This window comes from Actinokineospora alba (genome assembly GCF_004362515.1).
Classification (GTDB): Bacteria; Actinomycetota; Actinomycetes; order Mycobacteriales; family Pseudonocardiaceae; genus Actinokineospora; species Actinokineospora alba.
Genome location: NZ_SNXU01000001.1, coordinates 4,245,827 through 4,271,542 on the forward strand (window position 1 = coordinate 4,245,827; position 25,716 = coordinate 4,271,542).

Below are 25,716 nucleotides of genomic sequence, written 5' to 3' on the forward strand. Positions count from 1 at the left end.
TTCTGAACGTGCGACTCACGGAGGTGGTGGCGTGATCCGGTTGACGTTGCGGGAGATCGCCGACGCGATCGGTGGTGAGCTGCACAACGCCGACGGTTCTGAGGTGGTGACCGGCTCGGTCGAGTTCGACTCGCGGGCTGTCACGCCTGGCGGGCTTTTCATCGCGATGCCGGGGGAGCGGGTCGACGGCCACGACTTCGCCGCCGCCGCGGTCAAGGCGGGTGCGGTCGGCGTCCTCGCCGCGCGCCCGGTCGACGCGCCTGCGGTGATCGTGCCCGCGGTGACCGACGCGCACACCAGGTCCGTCGCCCTCGTCGGTGACACCGACGGGTCCGGCGCCGCCGTCCTCGCGGGGCTCGGCGCGCTCGCCCGGACCGTGGTCGACCGGCTCGACGGCGTCACCGTCGTCGGCGTGACCGGCTCGTCGGGCAAGACCTCCACCAAGGACCTGATCGCGCAGCTGCTCGAGCCGATGGGCCCGACCGTGGCACCCCCCGGTTCCTTCAACAACGAGCTCGGCCACCCCTGGACCGCGCTGCGCGCCGACGAGGACACCAAGCACCTCGTCCTGGAGCTGTCCGCCCGCGGCCCCGGCCACATCGCCGCGCTCTGCGACGTCGCGCCCCCGCGTATCGGTGTCGTGATCAATGTCGGCAGCGCGCATCTCGGCGAGTTCGGTTCGCGCGAAGACATCGCCCGCACCAAGGGTGAGCTGGTCGAGAAGCTGCCCGCCGACGGTGTCGCCGTCCTCAACGCCGACGACCCGCTGGTCGCCGCGATGGCCGGGCGCACCGCCGCCCGGGTCGTCCTGGTCGGCGAGGCGCCGCACGCGCAGGTGCGCGCGGTCGGCATCGAGATCGACGAGTCCGCCCGCGCGAGCTTCACGCTGGTCACGCCCGTCGGTGAGGCCAAGGTCAAGCTCGGCCTGCACGGCGCCCACCACGTGGGCAACGCGCTCGCCGCGGCCGCGGTCGCGCTCGAACTGGGCGCCACGCCGGACGACATCGCCGAGCGGCTCTCCGGAGCCCGGCGGGTATCGGCGCGGCGGATGGAGGTGACCACCCGCGCGGACGGCGTCACGGTGGTCAACGACTCCTACAACGCCAACCCGGAGTCGGTGCGCGCCGCCCTCAAGACCCTGGCGACGATGGCTCGCACGGGTGAGCGGCGGCGGTCATGGGCCGTCCTCGGCGTGATGGGCGAGTTGGGCGACTCGGCAGTGAGCGCGCACGACGAGATCGGCAGACTCGCCGTGCGATTGGACATCAACCGCCTTGTGGTGGTGGGCGACGGAGCCCGCGCGATGCACCAAGGGGCGCACCTGGAAGGTTCGTGGGGAGAGGAGTCGGTGCTCGTGCCGGACGTCGATGCCGCGGTGGCGCTGCTGCGCGCCGAACTGGCACCCGGTGACGTGGTGCTCGTGAAGGCCTCCAAGGCGGCCGCGCTGTGGCGCGTCGCCGACGCGCTGCTGGCGGTGGATGCTCAGTGAAAAGCATCCTCATCGCGGCCGCGATCGCGATGGTCGTCTCGATCCTGCTCACCCCGTATCTGATCCGCGTGTTCTCCCGGCAGGGTTTCGGCCAGGAGATCCGCGAAGAGGGCCCGCAGGGCCACAAGGCCAAGCGCGGCACGCCCACCATGGGTGGCGTCGCGATCATCGTCGCGATGTGGGCGGGCTACGGCACGTCCCACATCGTCAGCGCGATGACCGGCGGCCGCGACACCCCGACCGCGTCGGGCCTGCTCGTCCTGCTGCTGGGCACCGGCCTGGGCATCGTCGGCTTCCTCGACGACTTCATCAAGATCCGCAAGCAGCGCAACCTCGGGCTCAACAAGACCGCGAAGATGGTCGGACAGCTCGTGGTGGCGATCGTCTTCGCGATCCTCGCGCTGCGCTTCCCCGACGAGCGCGACCTGACTCCGGCGTCGGACCACCTCTCGTTCGTCCGCGACATCGCCATCGTCTCCTTCGGCGGCATCGGCTTCATCGTCTTCTGCTACCTCGCCGTGTCGGCGTGGTCGAACGCGGTGAACTTCACCGACGGCCTCGACGGCCTCGCGGGCGGCGCGTCGGCGATGGTGCTCGGCACCTACGTCGTCATCTCGTTCTGGCAGTTCAGCCACGACTGCTCGCGCGTGCGCGAAGCGGCCTGCTTCGACGTGCGCGACCCGCTCGACCTCGCCGTCGTGGCGGCGGCGGCCATGGGCGCGTGCATCGGCTTCCTCTGGTGGAACGCCGCCCCCGCGAAGATCTTCATGGGTGACACCGGCTCGCTGGCCCTCGGCGGCCTGGTCGCCGGCCTGTCGATGACCACCCGCACGGAACTGCTGATGATCGTCATCGGTGGCCTGTTCGTGGTCGAGATGGTGTCGGTGGTGCTGCAGATCGCGGTCTTCCGCACGACCCGCCGAAGGCTGTTCCGCATGGCGCCGTTCCATCACCACTTCGAACTCGCCGGGTGGGCGGAAACCACGGTCATCATCCGGTTCTGGCTGCTGGCGGGCGTGTGCGCGATGTTCGGCCTCGGCCTGTTCTACGCCGACTGGCTCGCTCTCGGCGGCGGCGTGTGACCTCGCGGGACCTCACTGGACAGTCGGTGCTGGTCGCGGGCGCCGGGGTCACCGGCCGCTCGGTCGCGGCCGCGCTGGGGGGGATGGGCGCGCGCGTCACGGTCACCGACGCGAACGCCGAACGCCTCGCCGAGCTGGCCGACACCGGCGCGGAACTGGTCCCCGGCCTCACCGAGCCGCCCGCGGGGACCGACCTGGTCGTCACCAGTCCCGGCTGGCGGCCCAGCAGCCCGCTGCTCGTCGCCGCGGCCGAGGCGGGGGTCGAGGTCATCGGCGAGGTCGAGCTGGCCTGGCGGATCGCTCAGCGGCTGCCCAAGCCGCCCGTGTGGCTCGCGGTCACCGGCACCAACGGCAAGACCACGACTGTCGGCATGCTGGAGTCGATCCTGCGCGCGCACGGTGCCAACGCGGTCGCCTGCGGCAATGTCGGCCTGCCGGTGATCGACGCGGTGCTCGCCGGGCACGAGGTGCTCGCCGTCGAACTGTCGAGCTTCCAGCTGCACTGGCAGTCCTCGCTGCGCGTCCACGCGGGCGTGGTGCTCAACCTCGCCGAGGACCACCTCGACTGGCACGGCTCGCTGGACCACTACGCCCACGCGAAGGGCGCCGTCTACGCGGGAGCGACGTTCGTCGTCCGCAACACCGAGGACGACTGGTCGACCAAGCTCGCCGCGGAGCACGACGGCACGCACGTCGGCTTCCGTCTCGACACCCCCCGGATCGGGGAACTCGGTGTTGTCGAGGACTTGCTCATCGACCGGGCCTTCGTCGACGACCCGGCGAACAACGCCGTCGAGCTCGCCACGCTGGCCGACGTCCGTCCCGCGGGCCCGCACAACGTCGCCAACGCCTTGGCCGCCGCCGCTCTCGCGCGCGCGTACGGCGTCTCCACCGACGCGGTGCGTGACGGTCTGCGCGCGTTCGTCCCGGGTGCGCACCGGGCCGTCCCGGTGGCCGAGTCGGCCGGGATCGCGTATGTCAACGACTCCAAGGCGACCAACCCGCACGCCGCGTCGGGCTCGCTGCGCTCGTTCCCCTCGGTGGTGTGGATCGCGGGGGGCCAGCTCAAGGGCGCCTCGGTCGACGACCTGGTCAAAGAGGTCGCCGGACGGCTGCGCGGAGTGGTCCTGCTGGGCGTCGACGCCGAGGTGATCTCCGCGTCGCTCGCGCGACACGCGCCGGATGTCCGTGTCGAGCGACCGGCTCCGGGAGACGATGAACCCATGATCGCAGCGGTTCGCGCGGCACGCGCTATGGCCCGATCGGGTGACGTCGTCCTGCTCGCCCCCGCGGCCGCCTCCCTCGACATGTACCGCGACTACGCCCACCGCGGCGACGCGTTCGCCGAAGCCGTCCACCGGCTTATCCAGGAAGACGACGGCGACACCGGGGCGAGCTGATGGCCGTCACCGAGATCGAGAAGACGGCCCGGCCCCGGCGCGCGGTCCAGGTCGCGGGCAGGCTGGGCGCGCTGCGCACCGCGCTGACCGCGTGGCTGGGCCGACCGCTGGCCTCCTTCCACCTCGTCCTCGCGGTGTTCGCGCTGCTCACCGCGTTGGGCCTGGTCATGGTGCTCTCGGCCTCCGTCGTGGTCTCGTTCAACACGCCCGGCTTCGGCCTCTACACGGTCTTCAAGAAGCAGCTGCTGTACGTGCTCGTCGGCTCGGTCCTGTTCTGGGTGGGCCTGCGGCTGCCGCTGCCCACCATCCGCGCGCTGAGTCCGATCGGCATGATGATCGGCGTCATCATCCTGGTGGCCGTCCTGACCCCGCTCGGCGCGAAGGTCAACGGCACCCGCAGCTGGTTCGTCGTCGGCCCCATCTCGTTTCAGCCGATCGAGGTCTGCAAGCTCGCTCTCGCGCTTTGGGGCGCCCATGTCCTGGTCGTGAAGCGCGCGGTCCTGCACCGGTACCGCCACTTGCTGGTCCCGGTGCTGCCGGTGGCCCTGCTGCTCTTCGCCCTGGTCATGCTGCAGCCCGACCTCGGCGGCACGATCACCCTCGGCGTCGTGCTGATCGCGCTGCTCTGGTTCGCGGGGGCGCCGCTGCGGCTGTTCGGCGCGCTGGCCCTCGGCGGCCTCGCGGGTGTCGCGCTGCTCGCGGTGGGCACCCAGTACCGGCTCGACCGGGTGGTCAGCTTCCTCAGCCCCGACGACGACCTCGGCGGCAAGAACTACCAGGCCGTCCAGGCGCAGCTCGCGCTCGCCGACGGCGGGTTCTTCGGCCGCGGACTCGGCCAGGGCTCGTCGAAGTGGCACTTCCTGCCCAACGTGCACAACGACTTCATCTTCGCGCTCATCGGCGACGAACTCGGCCTGCTGGGCTGCGGTCTCGTGCTGGCGCTGTTCGTGATGGTCGCGGTGATCGGCATGCGCATCGCGACCCGCAACATCGACCCGTGGATCCGGATGGTCGCCGCGACGCTGACCGTCTGGCTCGTCGCCCAGGCCGCCATCAACATCGGCTACGTCGTCGGGTTGCTGCCGGTCACCGGCATCACGCTGCCGCTGATCTCCTCCGGCGGCACCTCGGTCGTGGTGACCATGCTGGTGTTCGGCATCCTCGGCAACTGCGCGCGCCATGAACCCGAGGCCGTGTCGGCACTACGCTCGCAGGGGCCGGGCCGATTCGGCAAGCTGCTGCACCTGCCCGCACCGGACCCGTACCAGCCGCCGAAGAAGCGCAAGCCCGTGCGCCCCACGGCGCCGCCACGGGGCGCGGAGCAGCGCAGGCGGGGCACGCCCGAGCGGGCGCGGCAGAAGGCAAGTCGCGGGAATCCGCGAACCGCTAAAGGAGGACGTCGTTGACCGGTGGTAGTCAGGCCGCCCGTAAAGGCCCGTGCGTAGTGATCGCGGGAGGTGGCACGGCCGGACACATCGAGCCCGCGCTGGCCCTGGCCGACGCGGTGATGCGGCTGCGCCCGGACGCCCGCGTGGTCGCGCTGGGCACCGAGCGCGGCCTCGAGAAGACGATCATCCCCGCGCGCGGCTACCCGCTGGAGTTCATCCCGCCGGTGCCGATGCCGCGCAAGCCCAATGTCGACCTGCTCAAGCTTCCGCTCAAGGTCCGCTCCGCGATCAAGCAGACCCGCGAGGTCCTCGACCGGGTCGGCGCCGACGTCGTCGTCGGCTTCGGCGGGTACGTGGCCCTGCCCGCCTACCTCGCCGCGCGCGGCCGGATCCCGATCGTCGTGCACGACTCGAACGCCCGGGTCGGGCTGGCCAACAAGGTCGGCGCGCGGTTCGCCGACCGGGTCGCGGTGGCCGTGCCGGACTCCGGACTGCCGAACGCGGAGGTCGTCGGCATCCCGCTGCGCGAGTCGATCATCAACCTCGACCGCGCCGCACTGCGCGCGCAGGCCCGCGAGTTCTTCGGCCTCGACCCGCACGCCCCGACGCTGCTGGTCTTCGGTGGTTCGCAGGGCGCGCGCTCGATCAACAACGCGGTGTCCGGCGCGGCCCGCGCGTTCGCCGACGCGGGCATCGGCGTGCTGCACGCCCACGGGCCCAAGAACTCCCTCGTGGTGCAGGAGGTGCCCGGGGCGCCCAAGTACGTCTCCGTGCCGTACCTGGAGCGGATGGACCTGGCCTACGCGGCCGCCGACGCGGCGCTGTGCCGCTGCGGCGCGATGACCGTCGCCGAGGTGTCGGCGGTCGGCCTGCCCGCCGTGTACGTGCCGCTGCCGATCGGCAACGGCGAACAAGCGCTCAACGCTCAACCGGTGGTCGACGCCGGCGGCGCGATCATGGTGCCGGACGCCGAACTCACCACCGAGGCCGTCACCGAGCTGGTCGTCCCGATGCTCGCCGACCCCGCCCGGCTCGCCGCGATGGGCACCGCCGCGCAGGGCAGCGGACACCGCGAGGCCGCGGACGTCCTGGCCCGCATGGTGCTCGACGCCATCGACAAGAGGTCACAATGACGACGAACGACAAGCTCCTCACCCGCGCACACCTGATCGGCATCGGTGGCGCGGGCATGAGCGGCATCGCCCGAATCCTGCTCGCGCGGGGGCGGGAGGTCTCCGGCTCCGACGCCAAGGAAGCCCGCACCTTCCTGACCCTGCGCGCACAGGGCGCGAAGATCGCGATCGGCCAGCGCGCCGAGAACCTCGACCAGCTGCCCGAGTCGCCGACCGCGGTGGTCGTGTCCACGGCGATCAAGGAAGACAATCCGGAGCTTGTCGAGGCCCGCAAGCGCGGGATCGTCGTCGTGCACCGGTCGCAGGCGCTCGCCGAGCTGATGTCGGGCCACCTGGTCGCCTGCATCGCGGGCACGCACGGCAAGACGTCGACAACCTCGATGCTCACCGTCGCGCTGCAGCACTGCAGGCTCGACCCGTCGTTCGCGATCGGCGGCGACCTCAACGACTCCGGCGCCAACGCCCACCACGGCAGCGGCGGGATCTTCGTGGCCGAGGCCGATGAGAGCGACGGCTCGTTCCTGGTCTTCCGACCCAGTGTCGCGGTGGTGACCAATGTGGAGGCCGACCACCTCGACCACCACGGCACCGTCGAGGCCTACGTCGCGGTGTTCGACTCCTTCCTCGACCAGATCACCGCCGACGGCGTGCTGATCACCTGCGCCGACGACCCGGGCGCGGTCGCCCTCGCCGAGCGCGCCGAGGCGAAGGGCATCCGCGTGCGCCGCTACGGCCGCTCGGCGGCGGCGCCGTCCGACGCCACCCTGCTCGACTACAACCCGGTCGACGGCGGCGGTGTGGCCCGGGTGTCGCTCGACGGCCAGGAGTTCGAGCTCGGGGTCGCGGTCCCGGGCGAGCACATGGCGCTCAACGCGCTGGCGGCCCTGCTCGCGGGGCTGGAGCTGGGCGCGCCGCTCGAAGGGCTCGGCGAGGGCATCGCCGCGTTCGGCGGGGTGCGCAGGCGCTTCGAGTTCAAGGGCCGCTCCGGCGGCGTACGGGTCTACGACGACTACGCCCACCACCCGACCGAGGTCGACGCGCAGCTGCGCGCGGTCCGGCCCGCGGCTGAGGGCGGCCGGGTCGTGGTGATCTTCCAGCCGCACCTGTACTCGCGGACCGAGGCGTTCGCCGCCGAGTTCGCCCAGGCGCTCGGGCTGGCCGACGTGGTCGTCGTGCTCGACGTGTTCGGCGCCCGCGAGGAGCCGCAGCCGGGCGTGAGCGGCGCGCTGATCGCCGACGCGGTCACCGGGACCGAGGTGCACTACGAGCCCGCCTTCGACAAGGTGACCACGCTGGTGGCCGACCTGGTCCGGCCGGGCGACCTGGTGATGACCATGGGCGCGGGCGACGTGACGTCGCTCGGTCCGGAACTGATCGCCGAGCTCGACCGGCGAGCGGCGACGGAATGACCTCCGCGCAGACGAGGCCGCGGCGCAGGCCGCCTCGGGCAGCCGAGCGGCCCCGCAGGCTGACCCGGCGCCGCTACCTCGTCCGCCGCGCGACGGTCCTCGGCTCGTTCCTCGCGGTGGTCGCCCTCGTCTACGTCGTCCTGTTCACCTCGGTGTTCGGTGTTCGCGGGGTCGAGGTCTTCGGCACGACGGTCCTCACCCACGACGAGGTGCGCAAGGCCGCGGCGGTGGAGGCGGGCAGCCCCCTGGTGCGGCTCGACACCGACGAGATCGCCGCCCGGGTCGCCGCCCTGCCCCGCGTGCGATCGGTGGACGTGCGCCGGTCCTACCCGGTCACGGTGCGGATCACGCTGGTCGAGCGGACGCCGTTCGCGGTGCTCACCAAGCCCGACGGCGTGCACCTGGTCGACGTCGACGGCGTGGACTTCGGCGTCGCGGAGGTCGCCCCGCCGGGGCTGCCGCAACTCGCCGCGGCGGACCCGCCGACGATCAAGGCCGCGGTGACGGTGCTGGCCGCCGTGCCGGACCCGCTGCGCCCGCAGGTCGCGTCGGTGTCGGCGGAGACGGTCGGCAACGTGAAGATCACCCTCGCGGACGGCCGGGTCGTGAAGTGGGGCAGTGCCGAGCACTCCGACCGCAAGGCCGCGGTGCTGGGTCCGCTGCTGACCCAGCCGGGCAAGGTCTACGACGTGGGCACCCCGGACTTCCCGACGATCTCCTGACCGCGAGGGCGCAAATCCGGTGTCGACCGTCGGTGCTGTCCGACAGACTCACGGCCATGACCTCGACCGAGACCCGGATCGATCCGCCGTATGTGGCGGATGAGTCCACCCAGCTCACCGCTTTCCTGGACTATCACCGCGCCACTGTCGTCACCAAGGCGGCGGGATTGTCCGAAGAGGACGCCCACCGCAGCCTGCTGCCCTCTGAGCTGATGACCGTCGCCGGGCTGCTCTCGCACCTTCGCTGGGTCGAGGCCTACTGGTTCGACGTGGTGCTCGACGGGCAGCCCGACCGCGCGCCGTACAGCAAGGAGCATCCGGACGGCGAGTTCGAGATCGCCGCCGAGCTGAGCCTTTCGCAATTGATCGACGACTACCGCGCGCAATGCGCGACGAGCCGTGAGATCACCGCGAGGCGCGGACTCGACGACGTCGTGGACTTCCGCGGGGACGAACAAGTCAACGTGCGATGGGTGATCGTGCACATGATCGAGGAAACCGCCCGCCATGCCGGGCACCTCGACGTCATCCGCGAACAGCTCGACGGCGCCACGGGCGAGTGATAAACCGGATTCCTTACGTCCCGTGACGAACATCCGCCGCGCATTACGGCGTGGCGGCTGGATCGGCGGCCGGCCAGTGCCTACCTTCCTTGCGTGGTCCGGGGTTGACATAACTCTCAGTCTCTGGTTGAGGTCGAGGGTTTCCCGTCCGGACACGATCATGCTCGACACGATTCAGGAAGGCGGCCTTTGATGACGCCCCCGCACAACTACCTCGCCGTGATAAAGGTCGTCGGCATCGGTGGCGGCGGCGTGAACGCCGTCAACCGCATGATCGAGGTCGGCCTCAAGGGCGTCGAGTTCATCGCCGTCAACACCGACGCGCAGGCACTGCTCATGTCCGACGCCGACGTCAAGCTCGACATCGGCCGCGAACTGACCAGAGGCCTTGGCGCGGGTGCCAACCCAGAGGTCGGCACCAAGGCCGCCGAAGACCACCGCGAGGAGATCGAGGAGGTCCTCAAGGGGGCCGACATGGTCTTCGTCACCGCGGGTGAGGGCGGCGGCACCGGCACCGGCGGCGCGCCCGTCGTGGCATCGATCGCCCGCAAGCTCGGCGCGCTGACCATCGGTGTGGTCACCCGGCCGTTCTCCTTCGAGGGCAAGCGCCGCGCGAAGCAGGCCGAGGACGGCATCACCGAGCTGCGCAACGAGTGCGACACGCTCATCGTCATCCCCAACGACCGGCTGCTGCAGCTCGGCGACGTGGGCGTGAGCCTGATGGACGCCTTCCGCTCCGCCGACGAGGTGCTGCTCTCCGGTGTCCAGGGCATCACCGACCTGATCACCACGCCGGGTCTGATCAACCTCGACTTCGCCGACGTGAAGAGCGTCATGTCCGGCGCGGGCAGCGCGCTGATGGGCATCGGCTCGGCCCGCGGCGAGGGCCGCGCGGTGCAGGCCGCGCAGAAGGCGATCAACTCGCCGCTGCTGGAGGCGTCCATGGACGGCGCCCACGGCGTCCTGCTCGCCATCGCGGGCGGGTCCGACCTGGGCCTGTTCGAGATCAACGAATCGGCGTCGCTGGTGCAGGAGTCCGCGCACCCCGAGGCCAACATCATCTTCGGTACGGTCATCGACGACTCCCTCGGCGACGAGGTCCGGGTCACGGTGATCGCCGCGGGTTTTGACGCGGGTGCGCCGACCCACAAGAAACTCGATCCGACGGCGCTCGGCACCCGCAGCACCACGACGGGCGCCACGGCGACCGCCAAGGCGGGTCAGGTGTCGACCGACCGGCCGGCGCCTGCCACTCAGCAGCAACAGCAGCCCGCCCCCCAGCAGCAGCACACCGGCTACCAGCAGCAGACGCCGCAGCAGGGCAACGGCTACCAGACGCAGGCGACCGCGCCCGCGGGCAACGGCATGGGCTACTCGCAGCAGGCCACCCAGGCCCCGCCGCCGGTCGGCGGCGGACAGCCGCTGCCGAACGTCCGCGGCACCCAGGGCACCCTGCCCGGCCGCGCCGTCCCGGTCGGCGACGACCCGGACGACGAGGTCGACGTACCCCCATTCATGCGCAGGTAGCACCGCTCCTGCACCATACGAACCCCGGCGTTCCCCCGCCGGGGTTCGTGTTCGTTACGGTCGACTGAGGAGTTCTGGTGCGGATTCGTCGGGTGGTCACCACACGCGATGGCGGGGCTTCCGCCGCGCCGTATGACTCGTTCAACCTCGGCGACCACGTCGGGGACGCGCCGGAGGCCGTGGCGGCCAACCGGGAGCGGCTGGCGCGTGAGCTCGGGCTGGGCCCGGACCGGCTCGTCTGGATGGAGCAGGTCCACGGGCGGACCGCCGCGATCGTCGACGGTCCGCGGGCGGAGCCGGTCGAGGCGACCGACGCCCTGGTGACCGCCGAACCGGGTCTCGCGGTGATCGCGCTCGTCGCCGACTGCGTCCCACTCCTGCTCGGCGACGCGCAGGCCGGTGTCGTGGCCGCGGTGCACGCCGGTCGCGTGGGGGCGCGGGTCGGGGTCGTCCCGGCGGCGCTCGACGCGATGCGCGAGGCCGGTGCCGACGTGTCCCGGATCGAGGGTCTCCTCGGGCCGTCGGTATGCGGCGAGTGCTACGAGGTGCCGCAGGCGATGCAGAACGACGTCGAGAAGCACCTGCCGGGCAGCGCGTGCCGCACCCGCAAGGGCACCCCCGGTCTGGATCTGCGCGCGGGACTCTGGCGGCAGCTCGCCGACGCCGGTGTCGCGAAGATCGGGATCGACCCGCGGTGCACGAATGAGGAGCGTTCGCTGTTCAGTCACCGCAGGGAAGGGACCACTGGGCGATTGGCCGCGATCACTTGGCTCGAGCCGTGACGGATCGCGCCGCGGAGATCGCCGCGAACCTCGCCGACGTGCGCGAGCGGATCGACGCCGCCTGCCGCAACGCCGGCCGAAACCCGTCTGACGTGCGGCTTCTCGCTGTGACGAAGACTTTCCCGGCCACCGACGCGGCGATCTTGGCCGACCTCGGGGTGCTTGATCTCGCCGAGAACCGTGATCAAGAGGCCGGTTCGAAGTTCGACCAGCTCAGGGAGCTCCGACCGGCCGCGAAGCCGCGCTGGCACATGGTCGGGCGGCTGCAGCGCAACAAGATGCGCTCAGTGGTCCGGTGGGCCGACGAGGTGCAGTCGGTCGACTCGACGCGGCTGGCCGACGCCCTGGCGAAGGCCGCCCAAGATCGTCCCGAGCCGCTCGACGTCCTCCTTCAGGCGAGCATCGACGGCGACCCCGCGCGCGGCGGCTGCCCCCTGGGTGATCTTGATTACCTTGCGGATCATGTAATTCGTTCGGGTGAATTAGCACTGAAGGGGATCATGGCTGTGGCGCCCCTCGGAATGGAACCTTCGAGGGCGTTCGAACGTCTAGCGGGTGTGGCACACCAGCTACAGGCGCTGTATCCAACGGCGCGTGAGCTGTCGTGCGGCATGAGTAACGATCTTGAAGAAGCGGTGGACCATGGGTCGACGTGCGTGCGTGTCGGAACTGCTCTGCTAGGGGGACGCGGGCTAGCCTCCCCTTGACGGTGCGCCATGTGGGACCACGCAAGGGGAGTCGCGGAGGAACGCCATGAGTACGCTGCAGAAGCTGAAGGCCTACTTCGGAATGGTGCCTGCCGAAGAGCTCGAGGACTACGAGGGTGACGAGTACGACCGTCGCCCCTACGGCCGCCGTCCGGAGTACCTCGACGACGACTTCGACGAGTACGCCGGAGGACGCCGACGGTGGTTCGGCGGCGCTCGCGCGGGCTACCGCGACGACGTCGACGATGACTTCGAGCCGGTCGACCGAGGCCGTCCACGCCCCGCGTGGGCAGGTCAGACCTCCGAACCGCAAACCCATGGCGCACTCGCCATGGACGCCCGTCGCGACCCGGCTCCCCGGCTGCGACAGGTTGAGCCCGCTGTACAGGCAGGTGGGTACCCGATGGGCCGCGTCGTGACACTGCACCCGAGCAGCTACAACGAGGCGCGCACCATCGGTGAGCACTACCGCGACGGCCGCCCCGTGATCATGAACCTGACCGAGATGGACGACGCGGACGCCAAGCGTCTCGTCGACTTCGCGGCCGGGCTCGCGTTCGCGTTGCGCGGCTCCATCGACAAGGTCACGAACAAGGTGTTCTTGATCTCACCGCCCAATGCCGACCCAACCGCGGAGGACAAGCGGCGGTTGGCGGAGGGCGGGTTCGCCACCCGAAGCTGAGTGATGGCACAGTTGAGCTGTGGAACCAGTGCTTCTCGCCGTTTATTGGGTGTTGTTCGCCTTCTGGCTGCTGCTCACCGCCAGGGTGGTCGTGGAACTCGTGCGCACGTTCGCACGCGAGTGGCGACCAGCCGGTGGGGTTGCGGTAGCGCTGGAGACCATCTACACAGTGACCGATCCCCCGGTGCGTTTGGTCCGTCGGTTGATACCGACAGTCCGAATCGGGGGTGTAGGCCTGGACCTATCGATTATGGTGCTGCTGCTGGTTGTATTCATTCTGATGCAACTGGCGTATCCCGGGTGATCGGGGAGACTTGGGTTGATGGCAGCCCTGGAGTGCGTGAGGTGATCAGATGTCGTTGACCCCCGCTGACGTGCACAACGTCGCGTTCAGCAAGCCTCCCATCGGCAAGCGGGGCTACAACGAGGACGAGGTGGACGCCTTCCTCGACTTGGTCGAGGTGGAGCTCTCCCGCCTGATCGAGGAGAACAACGACCTGCGCGCGCAGGTCGAGCAGCTCGACGCGCAGTTGGAGTCGGCTCGCGCCGACCTCGACGACGCTCGGTCCGGAGGTGGCGTGCCCAGCGTGGCGCCGCGTCAGGCCGAGGAGCCGCGTCGGCTTACTCCGGTTCCGCCGCCCAGTGCGCTGGAGCAGACCAGTCCCGGGGGCGGCGGTGATCACCACGTGCAGGCCGCCAAGGTTCTGGGCCTCGCACAGGAGATGGCCGACCGGCTCACCGGCGAGGCGAAAGCCGAAGCCGACGGGATGCTGTCCGATGCGCGTGCGAAGTCCGACACCATGGTCACCGAGGCGCGTACGCGTGCGGAGACCATGCTGAACGACGCCCGGACCCGGGCCGAGACCCTGGAGCGTCAGGCCAGGGAGAAGGCGACCACGCTGGAGCGCGATGCCCAGCGGCAGCACACCGAGATCATCGGCGCGGTGCAGCAGGAACGCACCACGCTGGAGAAGAAGATCGACGAGCTGCGCACCTTCGAGCGCGAGTACCGCACACGTCTGAAGACCTTCCTCGAGTCCAGCCTGCGTGAACTCGGCGACCGCGGTTCCGCGGCCCCGACGACCGAAGGCGGACGCGGTGCCGGTCAGCAGAGCGGCTACTCCTTCGGTCCGCGTGCGGAAGCGGGCTGACCTAGCGAGCCATTGATCGGGACGCCTCAGCGATGAGGCGTCCCGATCAAGGCAGTAGGGCACACGGTGCTGTACATCGTCTTGATCTTGGTGCTGGCCGCCCTCGGGTTGCTGGTCACGGCTCTGACAACGGCCAACACCCTCTGGGCTTGGCTCTCGGTCGGCATCAGCATCGCCGCCGCGGGCCTGTTGGTCTACGACTGGCTGGGCAACCGCCGCCGCAAGGCCGCCGAGCCCGAGCCGGTCGCGGAGGCCGAGCCCGAGCCGGAGTACGTCGACGAAGCTGTCGACGAGCCCGTGCGGGAGCCAGTCGTCGAGTCGGTCGCGCCTGCCGAGGCGGTCGCTGTTGTTCCCGAGACGTCCTCCGAGGACGAGCCCGACGAGGAGCCGACGGACGCCGCCGACCTGTTGGTGATCTCTGGGCTGACGGCCGACGTCCGGGTGTTGGACGAGCGTCCGCGCTACCACCTGGCCAAGTGCGCCTGGCTGGGCGGACGGTCGTCGATCGGTCTCCCGGTCGCGGAAGCCCGCCAACTCGGCTTCACCCCGTGCGCGCGCTGCAGTCCGGACGCGACCCTGGCGGCCAAGCACCGCTCGGGCCGTGGAGCCAGGATTCCCGGCGAGAAGTAGTTCAGCCGAAGACGAAACCGGTCGCGGCATGTGACCTGCCCCTGGAACAGTTGGCGACAGCTGACCTAAGGGGCGCGGTTTCGCATGGTCCTGTCCGGTGAGGGGACCAAGCGCCTCGGCGCGGACTTCGGCAAGCTCTGGGCGTCCACGGCCACGGCCAATCTCGGTGATGGCATCGCGCTGGCCGCCGGCCCGCTGCTGGTCTCCGGGCTGACTTCCGACCCGGCGATCGTCTCCGGCGCGGCCTTTGTTCAGCGACTGCCCTGGCTACTGTTCTCCTTGATCAGTGGCGCGTTCGTCGACCGGGTCGACCGCCGGGCGCTGATCATCTCGGTCAACGTCTGCCGGGCCGCCGTGATCGGCGGGCTCGCCGTGACGATCTGGACCGGCTACGTCACCATCGCGATCGTCTACGCCGCGTTCTTCCTCCTGGGTATCGGCGAGACACTCGCCGACAACGCCTCCGCCGCCATGCTCCCCGCTGTCGTGGCGCCCGACCTGCTGCCCAAGGCGAACGCCCGCCTCTACGCCCTGCACTTCGTCGGCAACATGCTCATCGCGCCCCCGGTGGGCGCGGCGGTCTTCGTGATCGGCGCGGCCATGCCGTTCGGGATCAACGCCGTCATGTTCCTGCTCGGCGCGGCTGTAATGGCCACTCTGCGATACCGACCGCCGCCTGCTGAGGCCGTCGACCGGAGGCCGCTGCGCCAGGAGATCGGCGAAGGGCTGCGCTGGCTCTGGCGGCACGAGTTGCTTAGAGCCCTTGCGGTGGTCTTGTGCCTGATGAATGTGGCGTTCTTCGCACCCTCCGCGATCCTCGTGCTCTATGCGAAGGAGCACCTCAGCCTGCCCGAGATCGGGTTCGGGCTGCTCCTGGCGGTCATGGCTGTGGGCGGTCTGATCGGGACCGGCGTGGCCGCCCGGGCGCAGAAGCGGTTCGGCGACGGCACGCTGCTGCGGGCGGGCATGGTGATCGAGACCGCGACCCACTTCGGCTTGGCCCTGGCCGGTGACGTCTGGGTCGCCGGGGCGACCCTGCTCGTGTTCGGGATCCACGCCTCGATCTGGGGTGTGGTCGCCATGTCGGTCCGCCAGCGGGTCATCCCGGACCGGCTGCGCGGTCGGGTCGGCAGCGTGTACTTCCTGCTGGTCATCGGCGGCGCGTCGATCGGCTCGCTGGCCGGTGGCCTGATCGCCCGCCAGTGGGGCGTCACCGCGCCGATGTGGGTCGCCGGGGCCGCGATGATCGTCCTGACGGCGTTCGCTTGGCGGCACTTTCGCCGGGAGGCGTTCGTCACGGGGGTCTCGACGGGCTGAGGGGTGCGGAGGTCGAATGTGCCCATGCGAGTCGAGTTGGTGAAAGACGTCGACGACGATCTTGTCGGCGGGCTGGCCGAGGTCCTGGTGGACTGCGTGGCGAGCGGGGCGAGTGTCGGGTTCGTCGGCGTGCTCGCCCCCGATCGGGCCCGCGCCTGGTGGCGGACCGCGCTCGCCGACCCCAACGTGCTGACCTGGGTGTCCCGCGACGAGACCAGCCGGATCGTCGGCACCGTGCGCCTTGCCTTGGCGACCCAGGACAACGGTCAGCACCGCGGCGAGGTGGTCAAGCTCCTGGTGCACCGCGACGCGCGGGGCAAAGGCTGCGCGGGTGCGCTGCTGGCCGCGCTGGAGGACACCGCTCGCTCGCTCGGCCGCCGGGTCCTGGTGCTGGACACGCACACCGACAGCGTCGCCGAGGGCATCTACGCCCGACGCGGCTGGCGGCGGGTGGGGACGGTGGACGACTTCGCGCTGACCGTGGACGGCGTCCTCGCACCGACGACGATCATGGTCAAACACCTGGTGGCGTGAACCGGCTTGCGCGGACCCGTTACCCTAGGTGTCAAGGCACTGATCCGGCCATCACCGGGGAGCCTCCGGAAGAACGGGCGCGAGCCTCAGTAGAACCGGACGGGATCGGCCCGTCACAGCCGACCTAGAGCGGTCATCGGCGTTTCGGCGCCGGCGGCAAGCGGGGTGGTACCGCGGCGAGCGGCGGCATGGAGGCCGGCGCGAGTCGTCCCCGTGTGGGTCCGACCGATCCGTACGAGGAGTACCACCGATGCCGTACCCCAGGGCGCATCACACCGACACCGCCGCTGTCCCCGCGCAGCCTTCTTTCCCCGAGCTCGAACGCGCCGTGCTGGACTACTGGTCCGCCGACCAGACGTTCAAGGCCACTGTGGACGCTCGCCCGGCGGGCGACAACGGCGCCAACGAGTTCGTCTTCTACGACGGCCCGCCCTTCGCCAACGGCCTGCCGCACTACGGCCACCTGCTGACCGGCTACGTCAAGGACGTCGTCCCGCGCTACCAGACGATGCGCGGCAAGCACGTCGAGCGGCGCTTCGGCTGGGACACCCACGGTCTGCCCGCCGAGGTCGAGGCCGAGAAGCAGCTCGGGTTCTCGTCGAAGAGCGAGATCGAGGACTTCGGGATCGAGAAGTTCAACGAGGCGTGCCGGACGTCGGTGCTGCGCTACACCGACCAGTGGCGCGACTACGTGACCCGCCAGGCCCGCTGGGTCGACTTCGACAACGACTACAAGACCCTCGACCTGGACTACATGGAAAGCGTCATGTGGGCCTTCAAGTCCTTGCACGACAAGGGCTTGATCTACGAGGGCTTCCGCGTGCTGTGGTACTGCTGGCGCTGCGAGACGCCGCTGTCGAACACCGAGACCAAAATGGACGACACCTACCGGGACCGGCAGGACCCGGCGGTCACGGTCGGCCTGCGGCTGCTCGCGCCCGGCACCGACCTCGACGGCGTCCAGGCGCTCGTGTGGACGACCACCCCGTGGACGCTGCCGTCCAACCTCGCCGCCGCGGTGCACCCCGACGTCGACTACGTCGTCGTGCAGGGTCCGGAGGACAAGCGCTACCTGCTGGCCGAGGCGCGTGTCCCGGCGTATGCCCGCGAACTCGGTGAGGAGCCCGCGGTTCTCGCGCGCTACACCGGTTCCGACCTGCTCGGCACGAAGTACGCGCCGCCGTTCGACTTCTTCGCCGGACGCGAGAACGCCCACCAGGTGCTCGCCGCGGATTACGTGACGACTGAGGACGGCACGGGAATCGTGCACATCGCCCCGGCGTTCGGTGAGGAGGACAAGCTCGTCACCGACGCCGCGGGCATCGAGGTCGTCGTCCCCGTCGACCCGCACGGCCGCTTCACCGCCGAGGTCGCGCCTTATGAGGGCCTGCAGGTCTTCGAGGCGAACAAGCCGATCATCCGCGACCTCAAGGAAGCCGGTCTGCTGCTCCGGCACGAGACCTACGACCACCCGTACCCGCACTGCTGGCGCTGCGACAACGCGCTGATCCAGCGGGCGGTGTCGTCGTGGTTCATCGCGGTGTCGAAGTTCAAGGACCGCATGGTCGAGCTGAACCAGCAGATCAACTGGGTGCCCGGGCACATCAAGGACGGCCAGTTCGGCAAGTGGCTGGAGAACGCGCGCGACTGGAACATCAGCCGCAACCGGTTCTGGGGCTCGCCGATCCCGGTCTGGGTCTCCGACGACCCCGAGTACCCGCGGGTGGACGTCTACGGCTCGCTGGACGACCTCGAGCGCGACTTCGGCGTGCGCCCGACCGACCTGCACCGCCCGCACGTCGACGACCTGACCCGGCCCAACCCGGACGACCCGACGGGCAAGTCGGTCATGCGCCGCGTGCCCGAGGTGCTGGACTGCTGGTTCGAGTCCGGCTCGATGTCCTTCGCCCAGGTGCACTACCCGTTCGAGAACGCGCAGTGGTTCGAGGACCACTACCCGGGCGACTTCATCGTCGAGTACAACGGCCAGACGCGTGGCTGGTTCTACACGATGCACGTGATCGCGACGGCGCTGTTCGACCGGCCCGCGTTCACCAACTGCGTCGCGCACGGGATCGTGCTGGGCGACGACGGGCAGAAGATGTCCAAGTCGCGCAAGAACTACCCGGACGTCAACGAGGTCTTCGACCGCGACGGCTCCGACGCGATGCGCTGGTTCCTCATGGCCAGCCCGATCCTGCGCGGCGGCGACCTCGTGGTGACCGAGCGCGGCATCCGCGACGCGGTGCGCCAGGCCGTGCTGCCGCTGTGGAACTCGTGGTACTTCCTTGCCCTGTATGCCAACGCCGAAGGCAAGGAGGGCACCTGGCGGGCCGACTCGACGCACGTGCTCGACCGCTACGTGCTGGCCAAGACGCGCCAGCTTGTGGTGTCGGTGACCGAGTCGATGGACACCTACGACATCTCCGGCTCGTGTGCCTCGGTGCGCGAATACCTCGAGGTGCTGACGAACTGGTACGTGCGCCGCTCGCGTGACCGTTTCTGGGCAGGCGACACCGACGCGATCGACACCCTGCACACGGTGCTGGAAGTGGTGTCCCGCTTGACTTCGCCGCTGCTGCCGCTCACCGCGGAGGCGGTGTGGCGCGGTCTGACCGGCGAGCGCTCGGTGCACCTGGCGGACTGGCCGTCGGCCGATGACCTGCCCGCCGACGACAAGCTGGTCGCGGGCATGGACCGGGTCCGGCAGGTGTGTTCCTCGGCATTGGCGCTGCGCAAGGCGAACAAGCTGCGCGTGCGCCTGCCGCTGGCGCGGCTGCTGGTGGCGGCCGAGGACGCGGCCGTCCTGGAACCGTTCGTCGAGCTGATCCGCGACGAGGTGAACGTCAAGGAGGTCGAGCTGACCACCGACGTCGCCGCGCACGGGCACTTCGAACTCGTGGTCAACGCCCGCGCGTGCGGGCCGCGGCTCGGGGCCGACGTGCAGAAGGTGATCAAGGCGGTCAAGGCGGGGGAGTGGACCACCGCCGACAGCGGCGCGGTCGTCGCGGCCGGCATCGAGCTGCTCGACGGCGAGTACGAGCGTCGGCTCGTCGCCACCGACCCGGGGGCGACCGCTGAGCTGCCCGCCAGCTCGGGTCTGGTCGTGCTCGACACGGCGGTCACCCCCGAGCTGACCGCCGAGGGCATCGCCCGCGACCTCATCCGCGTCGTCCAGCAGGCCCGGCGCGACGCCGGTCTGGACGTGTCCGACCGGATCACCCTCACGGTCGGCGCACCGGAGGACGTGGTCGCGGCCGTGCGCACGCACGAGGGCATCGTCGCCGGTGACACGCTGGCCGAGGCGGTGGAGTACGGCGAGGTCGAGACCGGTTTCGACGGCACCGTCGGCGACGGCGTCGAGGTGCGGGTTCTCGTGCGCAAGCGGTAGTTCGGCGGTAATTCACATCACGTGCGGGTATCAGGGAGGCGACTTTCGGTGGTACGGAAGTCGCCTCCCTGGCATGGTGGGTGAAAGCGTGACTGTCGCGCGTCGGGGGATGTGCGGTACTGGGGGTTCGACGTGTCATCGACACGGAAGCGCTGGATTCTGTCCATAGGGGCCTTGGCGGTGATCGCGTGCCTGGGCGCCGCCATCTATGTGTTGATGCCGCGACAACGCGGACCGCAGGCCGTCGCGGGCACGCAGACGTCATCGGCGCAGCCGACGATGACCGCACTGCAGGTCGGCGACCGGTTCCTCAAGTCGCTCGCCGCGCAGGAGATGGTCACCGCGGCGAGCATGACCTCGGACCGTGACGGTGCCTCGCGGGTGTTGACCAGCGTCAAGACCATGCTGGGGGCGTCGAAGGTCGCCACGGCGTGGACGAACCAGGCCGCACCCGCCGCGGACGCGACCGAGGTCGCCCAGCAGTTCCAGATCAGCTGGACCTTGGGTGCCGACCAGGTGTGGACGTACCCGAGCGCGTTGACCATGGAACGCGCCGCCGCGGGCTGGCGGGTCCGCTGGGACCCGACCATCGTGCATCCCAAGCTGACGCCCGGTCACTCCCTCGGCGTGCGCCAGCCCGCCGCCGCGTCGAACGCCGTCCTCGACCGCGACGGCAAGCCACTGGACCCCACAGCCGCGCCACTGCTGGCGAGCGCGATCAAGAACCAGGTTCAGCCGCCCGGCACCCCCGCCGCCGGGCGGGTTGTGCTGCTCGACAAGGCGGGCGCCGAAGTCGAGAACCTCTTCGGCGTCGAAGCCAAACCCACCCCGCCCGTCACCGCGACGCTGAGCGCGGCCACCCAGAAGGCCGCCCAGGCCGCCGTGGACTCGGTCCCGGGCGCCGCCATCGTGGTCGCCATCCAGCCGTCGACCGGCGGCATCCTCGCCGTCGCGCAGAACGCGGCTGCCGGGAGCAGCCCGAAGGCACTCAACGGCCTCTACCCGCCGGGCTCCACGTTCAAGGTCGTCACCGCCGCCGCGCTCCTCGACGCGGGCAAAGCCGGTATCGACACCGTCGTGCCGTGCCCCGGCAGGCAGACCATCGGCACGCGCAGCATCAAGAACGCCGACTTCGAACTCCCCGACGGCCCGCTGCGCACGGCTTTCGCCCAGTCCTGCAACACCACGTTCGCCGCACTGGCCGCCGACCTGTCGTCCGGTTCGCTGCCAGCCGCGGCCGCCCAGTTCGGCTTCGCGGCGGACTTCGAGATCCCCGGCATCAGCACCCAGACCGGCCGCGTCGAGTCTGCCCGCGGCATCCCTGAGCAGGTGGAGAACAGCATCGGGCAGGGCACGGTCCAGGCCAGCCCGTTCGGGCTCGCCCTGATGACTGCCACCGTGGCCAAGGGATCGGCGGTCACCCCGCGGCTGTTCACCGGCGTGGACACCGTCGTGAAGACCGGCTACCAGGGCCCGCCGGCGGCCACCGTCAAGTCCCTGCGCACCATGATGCGCGAGGTCGTGACGGTCGGCCGAGCCAAGGCACTGTCCAAGTACGGCGCCGTGGCGGGCAAGACCGGGACCGCCCAGTTCGGCGACGGCACCCGCTCACACGGCTGGTTCGCGGGCTATCGAGGGGATGTCGCGTTCGCGGTGCTGGTGGAGGACGCGGGCTCAGCCGCGCCCGCCGTAGCGGTAGCGGGAACGTTCCTGGAAGGGACCTGACTCGGCCGCCTCCCCGGGATTTTGACGGTTGGCCACCTTTCTGGTGCTGGTGAGGATTGCTAGGGAACCGTGGTCCGGTTGTGTGGCGGTCTCCTTGGGGTGCGGTTGGTGGGGGCGTGGTCGGGTTGTGTGACGGTCTCCTTGGGTGCGGTTGGTGGGGGCCGTAGTCGGTCATGGCCCCCGTGGGTGCGGTTGGATCGCGCCGGAGGCTTGGCCCCGACACGTGATCGTGCGGCTGAGTCTCCCTCCGGGCAGGTGAGGCCGACAGTGACCATGGGCCGGTGAGCATCGCGAATGTCGAACTCGCTTGCCGGACGGGGCGACTCGCTTGCCGGAGGGGGCGACTCGCTTGCCGGACGGGGCAACTCACTTGCCGGAGGGGGCGACTCATTTGCCGGAGGGGGCGACTCGCTTGCCGGAGGGGGCGACTCGCGGGGTGGGTGCGGGGCTTGCGGCGTTTGCTGGCGGTGGGAGGGGGTTCGGTTTGGCCCGGCAAGCGATCTGCGGCTTGGGCATGCCGGGAGTGCCGGCGGAGTTCACCGGCAGGGGGCGGTGTGGGGTTGCGGGTGGTGCACCACGCGGGCGAGTGCGGCGGTCCGGACAGCGTTAGGCAAGGCGGAAACGGGCAGATCGGGTTTGGCCGGGGCCGCGGAATCTGTAGCGGATTCCGTCGGTTCGGCGCCCGGGGTGGAGCGAAGGTGCGACCGGTCAGGTTTCGGCCGGGCTGGTTGCCCGGGGTCGTCCAGTCGGTCGGGTGGGATCGGTGGTGGAGGGATCAGCAGCGGCTATCGGCGTTCGCTCGGGTGTGTTCGGCGATGTTCGAGCGAGGGATTAGGCCGATGCCACACCCTTGATTCCTTGTCTCGCAATGGTTCCTGGTTTGCCTCCTGATCTCCGCACCGCAAGATTAGCCGCAGGCGCTGCCGCCGTCATTGCCCCTTTAGCATGGGGATGGACGTTTGACGGGCGTCAAGATCTGTGCAGGCAACCAGTCCACTATGGACGACCGCGAACCTCCACCCGCGTCTCGCCCGAGCCGAACACCGCCACCACCTTGCTGTGGTCCACCGCGCTCGCGAGCCCCGGGCGGACGTCGATCTCCTGGCGCAGCGCCGGGGTGAGCAGCAGCCATGATTGGGCCAGACAGGTGTCGACGCACTCGTCCGGTCGGGTGGTGGCGGTTATCGGCCGTCCGTCGAGAACCAGTTCCACCCAAGTCGAATCGTCGGTCAATATCCGCGCCTCGGGCAGATTCACCCGCAGCCAGGTCGCCGCCGCGGCGGCCGGGGCGATGTCGGGCCGCTCGGTCGCGCCGACCGGGCTCGCCCACGCGGGGATCGCGAACGCCGCCACGGTCACCGCGAGCGCCGCCGTGGGCACCAGGAACGGTCGGACCAGCTGGTGCCTGCCGACCCGTTCGCGGTGCGTGATGCCGAGTTCCACGGTCCCGGCGATCAGCAGCGCGGCCAGCGGCGGCACCACGGTCAGGGCGGCGGTTCCGGGGCCGCCGGGGATCAGCGCGGTCATGATCAGGGTGAGGACGCCGACGGCGAGCGGGCGCAGCCGGTAGGAGAACAGGGCGCCGCAGGCGGCGAAGACGGCGGTGGCGGCCAGGACCGGGTCCATGCCCACCCAGTGCGCCGGGACGGGACCGTCGCCGGTCAGGTATACGCCGTTGAGGACCGACGTGGTGCCCAGGCCGATGCCGACGCCGAGGGTGAACAGCGAGGCCACCATCAGTGACAAGCGCTTGCGCCTGCGCCGCCAGATCAGCCAGGCGCCGGTGGGAACCAGGGCCAGGGTGACCGGGGCGGTGATCACCGCGATGACCAGGAACGCCGTGGCCCACAGGTCCGGGGCGAGCGAGCGGTGCCGGTTGTGCGTCCACAGCAATCCGAGTCCGGCCAGGGCCCACGGCATGGCCACGTTCTCCGGCCGGACGGCGGTCTGCATGGAGATCGCCAGCGGTGAGAGCGCCACCATGCCGACCGCCGCGGCGGCGGTCCACCGCGACAGCGACATGCGGCGGGCGAAGAGCCACACGAGCAGGGCGCAGCAGGCGGAGGCGAACAGGATCGACTCGCGGACGGCGGCGGTGCCGGTCGCGTGCCGGGCGAAGGCGTCGGTCACGGCGGTGTAGCCGCCGATCTGTAACCAGGCCAGCGGCGCCGCCGTGGCGCCGAGCGGGTCGAGCAGCTTGCCGAGTTCGGCCACGGCGTAGACCTGGGCCACGTGCTGTGCTTCGACGGGTTGGGCGGGGGACTGGAGCATCCCCGCCCGGAGGGCGGCGATCAGCCCGGCCAAGCCGAGCGGGACGATGAGTCGGAATAACGCCCGGCCCGCGGTCGCTGCCCGTTCTTCGGCGCGCAAGCGCCAGGAACGCGCGATGAGGCGGACCGAGGAGAGGGCACTCCATCGGTGTGCGGTCATCTGGTTGCCTGCTCGGCGATCCGGCACTGGGCCGGATGCGAGCGGAGCCTCCTTCGGTGGGCGAGTCCGGCAGGGGAGTGGAGCGGTCCGTCGCACGCTGCGTTCGCCCATGTTAAACGCAGATCTTCCCCTTGCGTACTGCAACTTTCCGTAAAAGAACCATGCCGCCTTACGGGTGATGCGGGAACGCTTGATGCGCCATTCGGGTGTAGCTCTTAGACCGTCGTGCGGGCGCGTTTACGCGCCGCCCCATGCAGGATCCGCACCCAGGGCGACCACTTCGCGCGCCGAGCGGGAGGGTGTCCGACGGAGTCCGCGGCGCGGTCGAGCAGGTCCTCCAGGAGCGCGTCGTGCAGCCACCGCACGGCCAGCGGCCAGAGGAGGTGGCCGATTCCGTTGGGGCGCGCGCTGATGACGTGCCGCAGCACGCAGGAGTCCGGAGTCGGGCCGTCGAGCACGTCGAGAGTGTGCGTGCCCCGCAGCGGGCCGGGGATGAAGGTGAACTCGACCAGTTCGCCGGGCTGGTAAGCGGTGCAGGTGTAGCGGATGTCCGCGTGCCCACCGGTGGCGCCCACCGAGAGCGGTCGGTCGAACCGCACGGGCGGCCAGGCGTCGACAGGCCACAGCGGGCTTTCGTCGCCCGTGATCCGGTCGATGAGCCCGCCCATGGTCGAGCGGCTCACGGGGAATTCTCGTTGGTGCACATTGTGAATCATCGCCACAGCCTTCCGTACGGAACCGTATGGTACTCAGCGTACGGTAGCGTATGGGTGTGCCGACGAGAAGGACGAAGGACGACTGGACGGCGATCGCGCTCGAGGCGATCGCCGAAGGCGGCGCGGCCGCGGTCGCCGTCGAACCGCTCGCCGCTCGCGTCGGCACCACGAAAGGCAGTCTCTACTGGCATTTCCCGACCCGGGACGCGCTGCTCGAAGCCGCGCTCGCCAGGTGGGAACGCGAGCACACAGAGACTGTGATCGGCTTGGCCGACCAGGGTGCCACCGCCGAGGAGCGGCTGCGGTTGCTCTTCAGCACCATCCTCGCGGGCGACCACGCCGTCGACATCGAGTTGGCACTGCTGGCCTCCACCGCCGATCCCGTGGTCTCGGCGGCGGTGTCGCGGGTGACCGAACGCCGGATCGCCTATCTGGTCACGCAGTTCGCGGATCTCGGCTTCGCCCGCACCATGGCGCGCCGACGCGCCGTCTTCGCGTACTCCGCCTACCTCGGGCAGGCTCAGCTGATGCGCGTGGCGCCGGAGATGCTGCCCCGCTCGGCGTCGAGCAAGCGCGCCTACATCGACGACGTGCTGCGGGTCATCCTCGTGCCGCCGGCGGAGCGCTGATGGTGTTCCGCTTCGGGGTCCGGGTCAAGCCGGGCGCGCGCAAGTCCAAGGTCGGCGGTCGGTGGACCGACGCGCTGGTCGTGGCCGTCGCCGCGCCCGCGGTCGAGGGCAAGGCGAACGAGGCGGTGCGCCGCGCGCTCGCCGCGGCTTTCGGTGTGCGCCGCCAGGACATCCACATCGTGACGGGGGACCGCGGCCGGGACAAGGTCGTCGAGATCGATCCCCCTCCCGACGACGCGAAATCCACTCTGGACCGGCTGCTCGACGAGCGGTGACGCGGGACTGGTTGTCGAAAGACGCCGGCGATCC

Annotated in this window: 23 protein-coding genes; 21 read left to right on the forward strand and 2 right to left on the reverse strand. The window is 70.3% G+C overall.

Annotated features, from left to right (window positions below; genetic code table 11):
• The first annotated feature begins 31 nt into the window (after positions 1-31).
• From C8E96_RS19590 to C8E96_RS19680, 19 genes are all read left to right on the forward strand, one after another.
• Positions 32-1,489, forward strand: a complete 1,458-nt coding sequence (locus tag C8E96_RS19590) for a UDP-N-acetylmuramoyl-tripeptide--D-alanyl-D-alanine ligase (protein ID WP_091374390.1) — start codon at positions 32-34, stop codon at positions 1,487-1,489.
• Positions 1,486-2,571, forward strand: coding sequence for a phospho-N-acetylmuramoyl-pentapeptide-transferase (mraY, locus tag C8E96_RS19595; protein ID WP_091374393.1), 1,086 nt, complete (start codon positions 1,486-1,488; stop codon positions 2,569-2,571). Before C8E96_RS19590 ends, mraY begins: the two co-directional genes overlap by 4 nt.
• The gene (murD, locus tag C8E96_RS19600; protein WP_091374397.1) at positions 2,568-3,971 is read left to right on the forward strand and encodes a UDP-N-acetylmuramoyl-L-alanine--D-glutamate ligase; all 1,404 of its coding nucleotides are present in this window, start codon (positions 2,568-2,570) and stop codon (positions 3,969-3,971) included. The genes mraY and murD overlap by 4 nt, the downstream gene beginning before the upstream one ends.
• A complete protein-coding gene (gene ftsW / locus C8E96_RS19605) occupies positions 3,971-5,377 on the forward strand; it encodes a putative lipid II flippase FtsW (protein ID WP_091374401.1) in 1,407 nt (468 codons plus the stop codon). Before murD ends, ftsW begins: the two co-directional genes overlap by 1 nt.
• Complete coding sequence (gene murG / locus C8E96_RS19610) at positions 5,374-6,492, forward strand: undecaprenyldiphospho-muramoylpentapeptide beta-N-acetylglucosaminyltransferase (protein WP_091374405.1); 1,119 nt, start codon at positions 5,374-5,376, stop codon at positions 6,490-6,492. The genes ftsW and murG overlap by 4 nt, the downstream gene beginning before the upstream one ends.
• Positions 6,489-7,901: a UDP-N-acetylmuramate--L-alanine ligase gene (gene murC, locus C8E96_RS19615; RefSeq protein WP_091374409.1), complete on the forward strand. Its 1,413-nt coding sequence runs from the start codon at positions 6,489-6,491 to the stop codon at positions 7,899-7,901. Before murG ends, murC begins: the two co-directional genes overlap by 4 nt.
• Complete coding sequence (locus C8E96_RS19620) at positions 7,898-8,623, forward strand: cell division protein FtsQ/DivIB (protein ID WP_091374413.1); 726 nt, start codon at positions 7,898-7,900, stop codon at positions 8,621-8,623. Before murC ends, C8E96_RS19620 begins: the two co-directional genes overlap by 4 nt.
• A 56-nt stretch (positions 8,624-8,679) precedes the next feature.
• Entirely contained in the window at positions 8,680-9,186 is a 507-nt protein-coding gene (locus C8E96_RS19625; RefSeq protein WP_091375532.1) for a DinB family protein, read from the forward strand.
• A 192-nt stretch (positions 9,187-9,378) separates the two neighbouring features.
• Positions 9,379-10,713, forward strand: coding sequence for a cell division protein FtsZ (gene ftsZ / locus C8E96_RS19630; protein ID WP_091374416.1), 1,335 nt, complete (start codon positions 9,379-9,381; stop codon positions 10,711-10,713).
• Between the two features lie 77 nt (positions 10,714-10,790).
• A complete protein-coding gene (gene pgeF, locus C8E96_RS19635; protein WP_091374419.1) occupies positions 10,791-11,495 on the forward strand; it encodes a peptidoglycan editing factor PgeF in 705 nt (234 codons plus the stop codon).
• Complete coding sequence (locus C8E96_RS19640) at positions 11,492-12,202, forward strand: YggS family pyridoxal phosphate-dependent enzyme (RefSeq protein WP_091374422.1); 711 nt, start codon at positions 11,492-11,494, stop codon at positions 12,200-12,202. The genes pgeF and C8E96_RS19640 overlap by 4 nt, the downstream gene beginning before the upstream one ends.
• Before the next feature lie 46 nt (positions 12,203-12,248).
• Positions 12,249-12,884, forward strand: coding sequence for a cell division protein SepF (locus tag C8E96_RS19645; RefSeq protein WP_091374425.1), 636 nt, complete (start codon positions 12,249-12,251; stop codon positions 12,882-12,884).
• Positions 12,885-12,912: 28 nt separating this feature from the next.
• Entirely contained in the window at positions 12,913-13,188 is a 276-nt protein-coding gene (locus C8E96_RS19650) for a YggT family protein (RefSeq protein WP_091374428.1), read from the forward strand.
• A 49-nt stretch (positions 13,189-13,237) separates the two neighbouring features.
• Positions 13,238-14,035, forward strand: a complete 798-nt coding sequence (wag31, locus tag C8E96_RS19655) for a DivIVA-like cell division protein Wag31 (RefSeq protein ID WP_091374430.1) — start codon at positions 13,238-13,240, stop codon at positions 14,033-14,035.
• 66 nt (positions 14,036-14,101) lie between these two features.
• Positions 14,102-14,665, forward strand: coding sequence for a hypothetical protein (locus C8E96_RS19660; protein WP_091374433.1), 564 nt, complete (start codon positions 14,102-14,104; stop codon positions 14,663-14,665).
• Between the two features lie 84 nt (positions 14,666-14,749).
• Positions 14,750-15,982 carry an MFS transporter gene (locus C8E96_RS19665; RefSeq protein ID WP_091374435.1) on the forward strand — a complete coding sequence of 411 codons (1,233 nt, stop codon included), beginning with the start codon at positions 14,750-14,752 and terminating at the stop codon, positions 15,980-15,982.
• A 24-nt stretch (positions 15,983-16,006) separates the two neighbouring features.
• The gene (locus C8E96_RS19670; RefSeq protein WP_091374436.1) at positions 16,007-16,516 is read left to right on the forward strand and encodes a GNAT family N-acetyltransferase; all 510 of its coding nucleotides are present in this window, start codon (positions 16,007-16,009) and stop codon (positions 16,514-16,516) included.
• A 250-nt stretch (positions 16,517-16,766) separates the two neighbouring features.
• Positions 16,767-19,907, forward strand: a complete 3,141-nt coding sequence (ileS, locus tag C8E96_RS19675) for an isoleucine--tRNA ligase (RefSeq protein WP_091374437.1) — start codon at positions 16,767-16,769, stop codon at positions 19,905-19,907.
• A gap of 132 nt (positions 19,908-20,039) precedes the next feature.
• Positions 20,040-21,632, forward strand: coding sequence for a penicillin-binding transpeptidase domain-containing protein (locus C8E96_RS19680; protein WP_228769868.1), 1,593 nt, complete (start codon positions 20,040-20,042; stop codon positions 21,630-21,632).
• Positions 21,633-22,628: 996 nt separating this feature from the next.
• Here the strand turns inward: C8E96_RS19680 and C8E96_RS19685 are convergent.
• Both C8E96_RS19685 and C8E96_RS19690 read right to left on the reverse strand, forming a co-directional pair.
• Positions 22,629-24,062, reverse strand: a complete 1,434-nt coding sequence (locus C8E96_RS19685; protein ID WP_091374439.1) for a phospholipid carrier-dependent glycosyltransferase — start codon at positions 24,060-24,062, stop codon at positions 22,629-22,631.
• Between the two features lie 215 nt (positions 24,063-24,277).
• On the reverse strand, positions 24,278-24,745 hold the full coding sequence (locus tag C8E96_RS19690; protein WP_091374441.1) for a hypothetical protein: 468 nt from the start codon (positions 24,743-24,745) through the stop codon (positions 24,278-24,280).
• Between the two features lie 89 nt (positions 24,746-24,834).
• On the opposite strand from C8E96_RS19690, the gene C8E96_RS19695 reads away from it, so the two are divergent.
• Both C8E96_RS19695 and C8E96_RS19700 read left to right on the forward strand, forming a co-directional pair.
• Entirely contained in the window at positions 24,835-25,407 is a 573-nt protein-coding gene (locus tag C8E96_RS19695; protein ID WP_091375538.1) for a TetR/AcrR family transcriptional regulator, read from the forward strand.
• On the forward strand, positions 25,407-25,682 hold the full coding sequence (locus C8E96_RS19700; RefSeq protein WP_091374444.1) for a DUF167 domain-containing protein: 276 nt from the start codon (positions 25,407-25,409) through the stop codon (positions 25,680-25,682). Before C8E96_RS19695 ends, C8E96_RS19700 begins: the two co-directional genes overlap by 1 nt.
• Positions 25,683-25,716 lie beyond the last annotated feature (34 nt).